The 12,669-nt window shown below is 63.5% G+C and carries 11 protein-coding genes and 2 pseudogenes; 4 read left to right on the top strand and 9 right to left on the bottom strand.

What is annotated here, in order from left to right; genetic code table 11:
- Together AOQ71_RS39045 and AOQ71_RS46530 are read left to right on the top strand one after the other, a co-directional pair.
- Positions 1-790, top strand: a pseudogene (locus AOQ71_RS39045) (flavodoxin family protein); the annotation flags it as partial.
- A gap of 16 nt (positions 791-806) precedes the next feature.
- Entirely contained in the window at positions 807-980 is a 174-nt protein-coding gene (locus tag AOQ71_RS46530) for a hypothetical protein (protein WP_167354020.1), read from the top strand.
- Between the two features lie 2 nt (positions 981-982).
- Here the strand turns inward: AOQ71_RS46530 and AOQ71_RS39040 are convergent, their stop codons facing one another.
- From AOQ71_RS39040 to AOQ71_RS39000, 9 genes are all read right to left on the bottom strand, one after another.
- Entirely contained in the window at positions 983-1,705 is a 723-nt protein-coding gene (locus AOQ71_RS39040) for a DUF72 domain-containing protein (RefSeq protein ID WP_057758611.1), read from the bottom strand.
- A gap of 12 nt (positions 1,706-1,717) precedes the next feature.
- On the bottom strand, positions 1,718-2,158 hold the full coding sequence (locus tag AOQ71_RS39035) for a VOC family protein (protein ID WP_063958349.1): 441 nt from the start codon (positions 2,156-2,158) through the stop codon (positions 1,718-1,720).
- 94 nt (positions 2,159-2,252) lie between these two features.
- Positions 2,253-2,549, bottom strand: coding sequence for a hypothetical protein (locus AOQ71_RS39030; protein WP_057758609.1), 297 nt, complete (start codon positions 2,547-2,549; stop codon positions 2,253-2,255).
- Positions 2,550-2,640: 91 nt separating this feature from the next.
- Positions 2,641-4,005, bottom strand: coding sequence for an FGGY-family carbohydrate kinase (locus AOQ71_RS39025; RefSeq protein WP_057758607.1), 1,365 nt, complete (start codon positions 4,003-4,005; stop codon positions 2,641-2,643).
- Between the two features lie 78 nt (positions 4,006-4,083).
- Complete coding sequence (locus tag AOQ71_RS39020) at positions 4,084-5,199, bottom strand: autoinducer 2 ABC transporter substrate-binding protein (RefSeq protein WP_057758605.1); 1,116 nt, start codon at positions 5,197-5,199, stop codon at positions 4,084-4,086.
- 48 nt (positions 5,200-5,247) lie between these two features.
- Complete coding sequence (locus AOQ71_RS39015) at positions 5,248-6,240, bottom strand: ABC transporter permease (RefSeq protein WP_057758603.1); 993 nt, start codon at positions 6,238-6,240, stop codon at positions 5,248-5,250.
- Positions 6,237-7,223: an ABC transporter permease gene (locus AOQ71_RS39010; protein WP_057758601.1), complete on the bottom strand. Its 987-nt coding sequence runs from the start codon at positions 7,221-7,223 to the stop codon at positions 6,237-6,239. The genes AOQ71_RS39015 and AOQ71_RS39010 overlap by 4 nt, the downstream gene beginning before the upstream one ends.
- Positions 7,220-8,761, bottom strand: a complete 1,542-nt coding sequence (locus AOQ71_RS39005) for a sugar ABC transporter ATP-binding protein (RefSeq protein WP_057759085.1) — start codon at positions 8,759-8,761, stop codon at positions 7,220-7,222. The genes AOQ71_RS39010 and AOQ71_RS39005 overlap by 4 nt, the downstream gene beginning before the upstream one ends.
- A 2-nt stretch (positions 8,762-8,763) precedes the next feature.
- Complete coding sequence (locus tag AOQ71_RS39000) at positions 8,764-9,576, bottom strand: DeoR/GlpR family DNA-binding transcription regulator (RefSeq protein ID WP_057758599.1); 813 nt, start codon at positions 9,574-9,576, stop codon at positions 8,764-8,766.
- A 185-nt stretch (positions 9,577-9,761) separates the two neighbouring features.
- On the opposite strand from AOQ71_RS39000, the gene AOQ71_RS38995 reads away from it, so the two are divergent.
- Together AOQ71_RS38995 and AOQ71_RS49345 are read left to right on the top strand one after the other, a co-directional pair.
- Complete coding sequence (locus AOQ71_RS38995) at positions 9,762-11,858, top strand: bifunctional rhamnulose-1-phosphate aldolase/short-chain dehydrogenase (RefSeq protein ID WP_057758597.1); 2,097 nt, start codon at positions 9,762-9,764, stop codon at positions 11,856-11,858.
- A pseudogene (locus AOQ71_RS49345) lies at positions 11,855-12,669 on the top strand (sugar isomerase); the annotation flags it as partial. The gene AOQ71_RS38995 and the pseudogene AOQ71_RS49345, both read left to right, overlap by 4 nt.

Raw genomic sequence — 12,669 nt, 5'->3', positions numbered from 1 at the left:
CAGCGTTGTGCCGCGCATCCTCGTCATCAACGGCTCGGCGCGCAGCGAGCATACCTGTCCCGGCGAGATGTCAAAGACCTGGCGCATGGTCAAGCTCGCGGAGCCTGTCTTTATCGAGATGGGCTTTGCCGTCGACATCCTGGATCTGTCCCGTCTGACATCGGAGTTCGGCAAGGCCATTCACCCTTGCAAGTCCTGCGTCTCTACCGCGATGCCGCTGTGTCACTGGCCCTGCAGCTGCTATCCTAATTATTCGCTGGGTCAGACCGATGACTGGATGAACGAGATCTATCCGCTCTGGGTCGCCGCCCACGGCATCCTGATCGTGACGCCGGTGAACTGGTATCACGTGCCGGGCGGCCTCAAGGCGATGATGGATCGCCTGGTCTGCGCGGACGGCGGCAACCCTGACCCGACATCGACACACGGCAAGAAGGCCGTCGAAGCCAAGGCCATCGAGCTGAAGGGCTGGTCGTACCCGCGCCATCTCGCGGGCCGGCATTTCGGGCTGGTCGTTCACGGCGACAGCGTCGGTGCCGAGGGCGTGCGCCGGACACTATCGGATTGGCTGACCGACATGCACCTGATCTCCGCGGGCCGCTTCGGGGAGCTCGACGGCTATGTTGGCTACATGGAGCAATATGCCACCTCGCACCACGAGTTGGATGAAGACCACGCGTTCCAGGAGGTTTTGAATGCGGCACGTGCGCTCGGCAATGCTGTCCGGCTTGCGCGGAGCGGGCAGCTCCAGGAGCCGGGCTTCGGCCTCGAAGACCCGAACCCCAAATGACGCAGGGAGAGCACAAATGCTCGAAGAGAAGCTCAAGGAATCCATCGTCGGCGAACTCAAGCGTCAGGCGGCCAACCGGCCGCAAGCGCTGAAGGTCGAAGGTTCCTCGGAGGAATTGGTCGTAAACGGAAAGATCGACCTTGCCGAGCTTGTCATGGTGATCGCAGGCTCTGTTGCCGGTGGTCCCTGACGCTAGAGCAGCGCCTTCAGCTTTTGTGCGTCGGCAGGCGCGGCGCTCTTCTGGTCATTGTCGAAATAGACGTAGACATCGCAGCCTTGCCGCTTCCAGGATTTGATGCGGCGCGCCCATTGCGCCAGCATCGGTCCGGTATAGTGGCCGTGATAGCGTCCGCTCGGGCCGTGGCCGCGCACATAGACGAAATCTGCCGTGCGCTTCCAGGGTGCGGGCGCATCGTGGTGGTCCGACAGGCAGAGCGACATGTTTTCGTCAGCCAGCATTCGCAGGATGCGGGGCTGATACCAGCTCGGGTGGCGAAATTCGAAGCTGTAGCGGCGTTTCCGCGACAACAGCTTGAAGAAGGAGCCGAGCCTGTCGGCGTTCGCTTCGAACTGCGGTGGCAGTTGAAAGAGAATTGGCCCCGCCTTGCCACGCAGCAATGACATGCGGTCTTCCAGCAGCTCCAGGCTGTTTTGCGAGCGATCGGTCAGGCGCTTCCAATGCGTGATGAATTTGGACGCCTTCCAGGCGAAGACGAAGTCACGGCCGGTCTGTTCGCGCCAGGCTTCGACCGCCTCGGGTGTCGGTGTTCGGTAGAATACGCCATTCAGCTCCGTGGTCGCGAACTGGCTGGCGTAATAACGCAGCTGCTGCTTCAGCGGAAGACCGTCCGGAAAGAACGGACCCCGCCAGGAATCGTAGTGCCAGCCGGATGTGCCCACCAAAACCTGCGCCATCGCGCTGCCTTATCATTTGTTAGGGAGCGGTATCTTTTTCGGCGCATCTGTCGAGGTCCCCAATAAATCGAAGCTCTCCCTGGCGGTATAGGTGACAGCCTCGATCTTGTTGCCGTCGGGATCACGGACGAATGCGCCGAAATAATTCGCGTTGTAGTTCGCCCGTATTCCGGGTGCGCCTGCGTCGGCTCCGCCCTGCGCGAGGGCGATCTGGTGGAAGCGCCTGACGGTGTCCCGGTCGGGCGCTTGAAAGGCGATGTGCACCCCATTGCCTGCAGATGCCGGGTGGCCGTCGATCGGCGTTTCGAGGCTGAAGGCGATGTCGGAGGCGCCATAGTGAACTGCCGTCGGCGAGACCTTGATGAGGCGAAAGCCGATCAGCCGCATGAGCGGATCGTAAAATGCCTTCGCGCGGCCAACGTCGTTTGTGCCGACCGAGACGTGATGGATCATCTGCGGCTCTCTTTCACGAACGAGGAGTTTTCCGACGCTCACGCAGTCGTCGAGACGCCAGGCCCGGCCTCGCGAGGGAAGCCGGGCCTGCTCGTCAGCGTCGCCGCTTCGCCGTGCGCGTCTTGGCCGCCCGCCGGTTATAGGGCGAGCGATTGATCGGCTTCAGCGAGATGCCTTCGCGATGCGCCTTGCTGCGGATCGCCGCGACCGGGCGCTGCAGCTTGATGCTCATGACGCCCGTCGGGGTGTTGCCCTTCGCGAGCTGCCGCAACATCCTGACGTCCGCCGTCGACCACGGCTGACGCGAGCGACGCTTGTACGAGGGGTTTGCCTTGCGCGGCCCCTTCTTGCCGATCGGCGAGCCGGGACGTTTCCATGCTGTACGTGCCATGTTTGATCCTCCTTGATCTTCAAGGCACGAATCAGCGTGTTGGTTCCGTTTTCGATATGACGCGCGCGCTGATCACCGGTTCGGCGCTGGCTCACCGAGCGATCAAGTCGACTATTGCCGTCCAGGCCTTACGATAACGATCGAGGCCGGATATCGAAATCGGAGCGACAGGGGCCGGCTCCACCATCCGGTAAGAAGGGGGCCATTGCGCAAGCATTGCCGCGCCGCGTGCCGTGCCTGAGGCGTCCTCCGCCGCAAAGACACGCTGCGACGGGCGTAGCGCGCCGAGCGTCTGGCAGAAGAGAAGGTTGCGAACGAAAGTTCCTTCGATGATGAGGTCGCCGATGGCCGCTCCCATGCGTGTCAGCATCAGATCGCTGACAAGCACGCAATAGAGCGTCGCAAGTGCGGCCCGATCTTGCGCTGCGACTTCACCGCGGAGCACGCCCGCGGTCGTCGCATACGGTCCGCCCTGACCGGAGAAGCAGGGCAGGGCCATCGCGCCGGAGGCGATGACGCGCTCGATCGCCTCGAGATCCGCGTTGCCGCCGCTCTCCGTGATGATGGCGTATTCGCGTCCACCCATGAAGCGTCCGCAGGCGATCGGGCGGCCCAGCGCATCGACATTGGCGAGCGTGTCGTCGCGAGGATCGAGCTGATCGAGCGAAAGACCCACGCTCATCAGGATGACCCAGGTTCCGGTCGACAGCACGGTGAACGGCGCCTGGCGCGAGACGAGGTAGGGCAGAAGTGAAGCATTGGAATCGTGGATACCGCAAAAGACCGGCGTGTCAGACGCGAGCCCGGTCGCGGCCGCGATGGCAGGCTGAATCGGACCAAGCGGCTCGAAGGCGCGGCGCATCGGCGGCAGCAGATGGTCGACGCCAAGCGCTCTGACGAGGCTCGAAACCTGCCCCTCCCGCGGTGCCCAGAGATCCGTATGAGCACCGATGGTGGTGACTTCGGAGACCGCGACGCCGCTCAGGCGCCAAGCCCAATATTGTGGATAGCCGACGAAATGCCTCGCCTTGACGAAGAGCTCCGAACAGCGCCATTTCTGGTAGGCGAGCTGGCGGCCGAGATTGAGGCCTGCCGGCAGCTTCGGCGAAAGAGTCTCCGAAAAGGGCGGGCGCAGGGCGGCATAGTCGACCTCGATCGCGTCCACGTCAGTGAATTCGTAGTCCATGACCGGCGCGGCGAGCTCGCCTTCGCCGATCAAAGCGCCGGCAGCACCATGCGCGGTCGGAACAATCGCATTGATCTGATGAGTGCGTGCGGCTTCACGAAGCGCATCGAGGAAGAAGCTCCATGCGCTCTCGACGTCTTCGTGCGGATACGGAGGCCCCGACCGAATGCGATTGGGCGCCGACTTTTCCCAGAGCAGCCGGCCGCGGTCGAACAAGGCAAGCTTGACGTTGGTCTTGCCGATGTCGAGGACTGCGACCGTCTGGCTCATCGTCAACTCAAGGCGAGTGGAGCATGTCGGCAACCAACCTCGCCCGACCGCGCTCGGCGGCCGGACGAGGCGTTCAGATCAGAAATCGAAGTCCTTGATGTTCTGCTTGGTGAAAATGAAGGGCGAACCAAGCAGGATCTCGCTGCCATTGACCACGTTCAGCTTGCCGAGCTTGCCCGCGTCGACGGAGGTCGCGCCCGCCTTCAGGCTGCCGTCGACCACGGCGCGCACCACATAGGTCGCGGCATAGCCGAGATCGACCGGATTCCACAGCACGACCGACTTGACGCAGTCCGCATTGACATACGGCTTCATCGCGTTGGGCGTGGCGAGACCGACCACCGCGACCTTGCCGCAGAGCTTGGCCTTGGTGACGGCTTCCGCGGAGGCGGGCGTTGCGACCGAAGTCATGCCGAACAGGCCGGCCAGCTTGTCGCCATGCTTGTTGATCAGCGTCGTCGCCTGGTTGAAGGACAGGTTGTTGTCCTCCTGCGCCTCGACCGTTTCCAGCCATGTCAGCTTGGGATGGCACTTTTGCGCATAGGCCCACATTTCGGCGATCCAGCGTGCCTGGTTCGGCGTTGTGAAAGTCGAGGTGACGATCGCAAAGCTCTTGTCCTCGCCGGCTTCCTTGGCCATCGAATCGATCATCGCCTTGGCGATGCCGTTGAATTCGGCCTGATTGACGAACCATTCGCGTGCATCGGGCGTCGAATTGGCGTCATAGCCGACGACGTGGATGCCCTTCGACAGCGCCTTCTTCAGCACCGGCGCAATCGCCACCGGATCGTTGGCAGCGAAGAGAATGCCGTCGACGCCGCTGGTGATGTAATTGTCGATGAACTTGATCTGCTCGTCGATCTTGGCCTCGGTCGGGCCGTCGGTCTTCACCGTGACATTGCCGAGCGCCTTGGCGGCATCCTGCATGCCTTTCGATGTCGCATTGAAATAGCCGATGCCGATCAGCTTCGGCACGTCGACCAGTGTGATCGGTTTGCCGGCCTTGTCAGCCGCATTTGTCGGCTTGCCGCCATCATAAGGCTTGGCCGCGGGCGCGGCATTGGCTTCGCCAGCCGAACAGGCGAGCGGATTGACCGGCAGGTCGTCCGCGCCGTCCCATCTCTTGTCCGCGGCCGAGGCCGTTCCGGCCAGCAGCGTCGCGCCGAGGAATGCAGCAGCTAATCCGAGCTTCATCTTGTTTTCCTCCCATTTTGATGCCGCTTTTTGCGGCTAGACACGCCGTCAAACGCCCTCGCGTCTCCGCTGGAGCGAACTCGCCACAAGAGTTGAAAGGATGAGGACCGTGCCGATGACGACGATCGTCGCGTCGCCCTTGACGCCGGTCAGGGCCAGGCCGTTTTTCAACAGCTGGATCATCGCGAGGCCCACTACGGTACCCCAGATGGTGCCAATGCCGCCGAATATGCTGGTGCCCCCGAGCACGACCGCCGCGATCACGTCCAGCTCATAGCCGATCCCCATGTCCGAGCGGGTCGTGGTCACGCGGGAGACGAGAACGCACGCGGAAAGGCCGGCCATCAAACCCGATAGAGTGTAGATGATCAGCTTGACGCGATCGACCGGCAACCCGGAAAAGCGCGCCGCAGTCTCATTGTTGCCGATCGCATAGAGCGTCCGGCCGAACGTTGTGCGGTCAAGAACGATTGCCGTCACCACGATTGCAATCAGCAAGAGCCAGAGCTGCGCCGGCACGCCGAAGAGATTGTCCTGTCCGATGAAGTAGAACCATTCCGGGTAGCCGCGCACCGAACGCGCCTGGCTGATCCCCTCGGCGAGGCCGCGGTAGAGGGCCAGGGTCGCAATGGTCATGATGAGCGGCGGCACTTTCACCCTGGTGATGACGATTCCGTTGAGGAACCCCGCCACGCCGCCGATGAACAGCGAGAAGCCAATCGCCAGCGGCAGGGGAAAGCCAAAAACCTTCCAGGAGTAGCCGAGCAGGATCGCGCAGAGCCCGACGATCGAGCCTACCGAGAGATCGATGCCGCCGGTGATGATGATGAAGGTCATCGGCAGCGCGATGAGCCCGACCTCGGTCGTTAGCCTGCCCTGGTTGAGCAGATTGTCGAGCGTGAGGAAGCGGCTGTTCATGCTCCCCAGCCCGATCAGCGCGATGAGCAGGATCACCGCGAGCATGGTCTCGTGGCGCAGCAGCCACCAGGGCATGACGCGCTTGGCGGCTTGGGGCAGGGGGATCTCGCTCATGGCGCTCATGCTCCGGCCATGCGCCGGCGCCGCAGAATGTCGGCGATCACGGTCACGAGGATGAGAACGCCCTGCACTGCGCGAATCCAGTAGGGCGAGACGTCGATGAAGACCAGTGCGCTGGCAATCTCGGCGATCAGGACGGCCGCAAGGGTCGAACCGACGACCGTGCCGACGCCGCCAAGAATGCTGACGCCTCCGACGACGGATGCAGTGATGATCGTTAGCTCGAGATTGGGCGGCACGGTCGACTGGATGACGCGCAGTTGCGTCGCGTAGAGGAGGGCGGCAGCTCCTGCGAACAAGCCATGCAGTGCGAAGACCATCACGATCGTCCGCGGCTGCGAAATGCCGCACAGCCGCGCCGCTTCGGCGTTGCCGCCAACCGCGTAGATCGCGCGGCCCGAGGCCGAATAGCGCATCCACAACGCGGCCAGGATCGTCACCGCGATCATGAGAAAGACCGGAAACGGCAGCATGCCGAAGAGCTCGATATCGGCGAGATGGAAGCTATCGGGCAGGTCGGTGATCCATTTGCCCCCGGTGAGGCTGATCAGGCCGCCCTTGAGGATCGACAGCATGCCGAGCGTCACCACGATCGCGGGAATGCGCAGATAGGCGATGATGACACCCTGCAAGGCCATCACCACGACGCCGGCAACGAGTGCTGCCAGCCAGGCGACCACGATCGGCGCGCCATTCACGGCCAGAGTTCCGCTGATCGTCGCCAGGACGCCGATCAGCGCGCCGACGGAAATATCGATGTTGCCTGATACGATCACAATCGACATGCCGACTGCGGCGACCGCGATATAGGCGTTGCCTAGCAGTACGTCGGAAAGGTTGCGTGCCGCCAGAAAGCGCGGATTGTAAAGGCCGACCGCGATGGCAAGGCCGATGACCGCGATCGCGAGCAAGGCCTCCTGCGAGGCGAGCACCTTCAGCCGCCGCCGCGGACTAACCTCGGCGCTGACCAAGGTGACCGCCGTCATGCCGCTTTCTCCGCGTTTTCGTGGCTGCCCATCATCGCTGCGCCGACCGACTCCTGCGTCGCTTGTTCGCGCGGGAATTCGGCAACGACACGGCCTTCGCGCATCACGAGCACGCGGTCGCTCATGCCGAGCACCTCCGGCAGCTCGCTCGAAATCATCAGGATGGCGAGGCCCTGGGCCGCGAGCTCGCCCATCAACCGATGGATCTCCGCCTTGGCGCCGACGTCTATGCCGCGCGTGGGCTCGTCGAGGATCAAAAGCTTCGGCCCATTGGCGAGCCATTTGCCGAGCACGATCTTCTGTTGATTGCCGCCGGAGAGCTTGCCCGCGACCTGCTCGAGCGAGCTCGTCTTGACGGCAAAGCGCTTGAGGCCATCGCCGGCGAGCCTGCGCTCGGCGCCGCGATCGATGAAGCCGCCGAACGCAACCTTGCCCAGCGCGGCGAGGCTGAAGTTCTCGCGCACCGTCATCGGCCGCACCAGGCCTTGCGTGCCGCGATCCTCGGGAACGTAGGCGATCCCCAGGGAGCGCGCCTGGGCCGGTGAGCGAATATCGGCTTGCTGCCCGTCGATCCGGATCTCGCCGCCATCGGCCGGCGTGACGCCGAAAATGGTTTGCGCGAGTTCGCTGCGACCCGAGCCGACGAGGCCGGCAAGGCCGACGATCTCGCCGGCCCGCACCGTGAGCGAGACGCTCCTCGTCAACGGCCGTCGCTCGAGATCCATCACCTCAAGCACCGGTTTGCCGATCGGAACCGTGACCTTCGGGAACAGGCTTTCGATCCTGCGGCCGACCATCAATTGCACGAGCTCGGCTGCGTCCGTGTCCGCGACGCGCCTGGTTGCGACATGAGCGCCATCGCGCAGCACGGTGACCCGATCGGCGATGGCGAAAATCTCGTCGAGCCGGTGGCTAATATAGATCACAGCGACACCGCGGCCTTTGAGCTTGCGCACGATGTCGAACAGGCGCGTCACGTCGTACTCGGTCAGAGCCGCGGTCGGCTCGTCCATAATCAGGATGCGCGCATCCTGCGACAGGGCGCGCAGAATCTCGACGCGCTGGCGATTGCCGACACTGAGGGAGCCGACGACACGGTCGGCTTGCAGATCATGAATCTCGAGTGAGGCGAGCAGGGCATTGGTCTTCTCGTGCATCGCCCGCCAGTCGATCCGGCCAAGGCCCGCGCGCGGCGCGTGACCCATGAAGATATTCTCGGCGACCGTAAGCTCCGGGAACAGCAACAGCTCCTGATAGATCGTGGCAATGCCGGCGCGCCTGGCATCGTCCGGCCGCGCAAGGTCGACCGGCCTGCCATCCACGAGCACCCCGCCGCGGTCGGGCGGGAATACGCCGGAGATGATCTTGATCAGCGTCGACTTGCCAGCGCCATTCTCGCCGAGCAAGGCGTGGACCTCGCCCCTGGCGGCCTCGAACGAGACGCCGGACAGGGCCCGCACGCCTGGAAAAGACTTTTCGATCGTACGCACCGACAGGAGCGGTGCGGTTGGAGCTTCACGATGCGGGTCCGTTGTCATGGTCACGCCGCCGCGGTGGTTTGAGCGCTCGCATCGACGATTACGACGCGGACACCGTGTCCGCGCAGCATGTCGAGTGCGTCGTTTGGCGCGTCGCAATCGGTGATCAGCGTGTCGATGCGCGAGAGCGGGCAGACGACAAGGCTGCCGCGCGAGACGAATTTCGAGCAATCCGCGAGCACGATCAGCTTGTCGGCACGTTTCAACAGTTTCGATTCGGCGCGGGCGAGCAGGGGATCGCCCTCGATCACGCCGAGCGGTCCGATCGAGATCGCACTCATGAACATTCGTGTCGCCGAATAATGTTGGATCGCGTCCTCGTCGAAGGGCGAGACGATCATGCCCTGCTCACGATAGACCTCGCCGCCCGGCAAGGCGACGCGGCATTTCGAGGTGTGGATCAGTGCGTCGGCGAGCAGATAGGAATTAGTCAAGACCTTCAGGCGGCGCTCGCGCAGATATTCGCCCATCTGATAAGTGGTCGTGCCGCCATTGATGATGATCGTGTCTCCATCGGCGCAGAGGGCGACGGCCGCTTTCGCGATGGCGCGCTTGGCATCGATGTTGAGCGTCTGGCTGACGTCGAAGGAGCGGGTGGCAAGAGAGAGGACGTCGCCGGGTGCGCTGGCGGTGTCCGGTAGCGCTTCTAGCCCGCCGTGCACCCTGATCGCGACGCCTTGCTCGGCGAGCCTGGCGAAATCGCGCCGTATCGAGGCCTCGGAGACGCCGGTCGCGCGACAAGCGTCGGCGATGCGCACGAGTGACCGCTCGCGCAACAATGCCTTGATGACCTGCCAGCGTTCCCGCTCGTGCACGTCGCCCTCCCTTTTACTCGTAAATAGGTCACGCTCTCGTCCGGTGGTCAACTGCAAACCGTCATATTCGCTCAATATCGCGCTGCATCAATCATACTGCGTCGCGGTTCTGAGTGTCGGTGATTGACCTTGATTGAATCCCTGGCCTAAGCTGGCGGAAAGATCGAGCACAGGGAGGATGCGTCATGAGCGAGGTTGCGGCCACGCCCCTGCCAAATCTTTGGGACGACGCGTTCGCTGCCGGACTCGATGAAGCCGGTCAACTGCTGTACCGCTCGAACCTGCTCGGGGCCGATCTACGCATCACCAATTTCGGTGGCGGCAACACCTCGGCCAAGATCGAGATGAAGGATCCGCTGACGCGCGAGAGCGTGCGCGTGCTCTGGGTCAAAGGCTCGGGCGGCGACATCGGCTCGATGAAGCGCGACGGCTTTTCGACGCTGTATCTCGACAAGCTGGAGGGTCTGAAAGGCCTCTATCGCGGCCTCGCCCATGAGGACGAGATGGTCGCCATGTTCAATCACTGCACCTTCGATCTCAATCCGCGCGCGACGTCGATCGATACGCCCTTGCACGCCTTTGTGCCGCACCGGCACGTCGATCATGTCCATGCCGATGCGGTCATCGCCATTGCCGCCTCGGAAGACGCCGAGCGTCTCACCCGCGAGGTGTTCGGCGGCAAGCTCGGCTTCCTGCCGTGGCAGCGGCCCGGCTTCGATCTCGGCCTGAAGCTCGGCGAGATGGCTATGCGCCACCCCGACTACGTAGGCGTGGTTCTCGGCGGGCACGGGCTCTTTACCTGGGCCGAGACGTCGAAGGCCTGTTACGAGATGACCTTGCGCGTGATTCAGCAGGCCGCCGATTGGCTGGCCATACACGAGCAGAAGCCGGCCTTCGGCGGCGCCATGGTCCAGACGGCCGCACCGGACAGGCGCCGCGCGATCGCGGCGAGGCTGATGCCGCTGATCCGTGGCAAGATCTCCGCGGACGAGCGCAAGATCGGCCATTTCACCGATGCGCCGGAGGTGCTGGAATTCGTCAACTCCAGCGCGCTGACGACGCTGGCGCCGCTCGGCACCTCCTGTCCGGATCATTTTCTTCGCACCAAGATCCGCCCCTTGCTGCTGCCCTATGATCCCGCCCGCGACAATCTCGGCGAGGTGATCGCCGGCCTCGACGAGGTCCTTGCTGCTTACAGGCGCGACTACACCGCCTATTACGAGCGCTGCAAACGCCCTGACTCGCCGGCCATGCGCGATCCCAACGCGGTGGTGTATCTCGTGCCGGGGGTAGGCATGTTCACCTTTGCCAAGGACAAGGCGACGGCGCGCGTTGCGGCCGAGTTTTACGTCAACGCGATCAACGTCATGCGCGGCGCCTCGGGCGTCAGCGCCTATGTCGGCCTTGCCGAACAGGAAGCCTTCAACATCGAATACTGGCTGCTGGAAGAGGCCAAGCTCCAGCGCATGCCCAAGCCGAAATCGCTTGCCGGGCGGATCGCCTATGTGACCGGCGGTGCCGGCGGCATTGGCGGGGCAACCGCGGAGCGGCTGCTCGGCGAAGGCGCTTGCCTCATCATTGCGGATATCGACGAGAGCGCGCTGAACGAGCGCGTTACGGCGATCACGAAGCGCCATGGCCGCGATGCGGCGATCGGCGTGAAGCTCGATGTGACCGACGAGGCGGCGGTCGTCGCCTCGTTCGAAGAGGCCGCGCGCGCCTTTGGCGGCGTCGATATCGTCGTCTCGAATGCGGGAATCGCCTCGGCCTCACCTGTCGAGGATACGAGTCTTGGGCTGTGGCAGAGGAACATGGACATTCTCGCCACAGGTTATTTCCTGGTTTCGCGCGAGGCCTTCCGGCTGATGCAGCGCCAGAACATCGGCGGCGCCATCATCTTCGTGGCCTCGAAGAACGGCCTTGCCGCATCGGCCGGCGCCTCGGCCTATTGCGCCGCCAAGGCGTCGGAGATCCATCTCGCCCGCTGCCTGGCGCTGGAAGGCGCCGCGCATGGCATCCGCGTCAACACGGTCAACCCCGACGCGGTGCTGCGCGGCTCGAAGATTTGGGAGGGCGAATGGCGCCAGCAACGCGCGGCGTCCAACAAGGTTGCGGAGGACCAACTTGAGGAAGTCTACCGCCAGCGCTCGATGCTCAAACTGTCCGTCTTCCCCGAGGACGTCGCCGAGGGCGTCTACTTCTTCGCGTCCGACCTTTCGGCCAAGTCGACCGGCAACATTCTCAATGTCGATGCCGGCAACGCCCAGGCCTTCACGCGATGAGCGCCCCGTTCTCGATCAGCGCGGATTTCATCGCCGAACACAATGCGCGGCTCGAAGGCGCGATCAGCGAAGACTATGACGCCCTGAAGCGCGCGCTGGCGCGGCACCGGATCGATGCGGACGTTCTGGTGCAGAAGGTCATGGCCTTCGGCGTCGCTATTCCGACTTGGGGCGTCGGCACTGGGGGGACGCGATTTGCCCGCTTTCCGGGGCCGGGTGAGCCGCGCAATGTCGTCGAGAAAATCGATGATTGCGCGGTGATCCAGCAATTGACGCGGGCAACTCCGACGATCTCGCCGCACTTTCCGTGGGACAAGGTGGGCGACTATGCCGCCTTGCACGAAAAGGCCGCGGGTCAGGGCCTGGCCTTCGACGCAGTCAACTCGAACACCTTCCAGGATCAGCCGGGCCAGGAGCTTTCGTACAAGTTCGGGTCGCTGTCGCATACCGATGCGCGGGTGCGCGCGCAGGCCGTCGCCCACAACGTCGAATGTATCGAGATCGGCCGTAAGCTCGGCTCGAAGGCGCTGACCGTCTGGATCGCCGACGGCTCGAACTTTGCCGGCCAGTCCAATCTGACCAAGGCGCTCGACCGCTACATCGACGCGATGCGTGAGATCGTCGCGGCACTGCCCGCCGATTGGCGGGTGTTCCTCGAGCACAAGCTTTACGAGCCGGCGTTCTATTCGACCGTAATCTCGGACTGGGGCACGAGTTTTGCGGTCGCGCAGGAACTCGGGCCCAAAGCGCATTGCCTTGTCGATCTTGGCCATCATGCGCCGAACGTTAATATCGAGCAGGTCGTGGCTCG

The sequence above is a fragment of the Bradyrhizobium manausense genome (assembly GCF_001440035.1).
GTDB classification, from domain to species: Bacteria; Pseudomonadota; Alphaproteobacteria; order Rhizobiales; family Xanthobacteraceae; genus Bradyrhizobium; species Bradyrhizobium manausense.
This window is presented reverse-complemented; position numbering and strand designations above follow the sequence as displayed.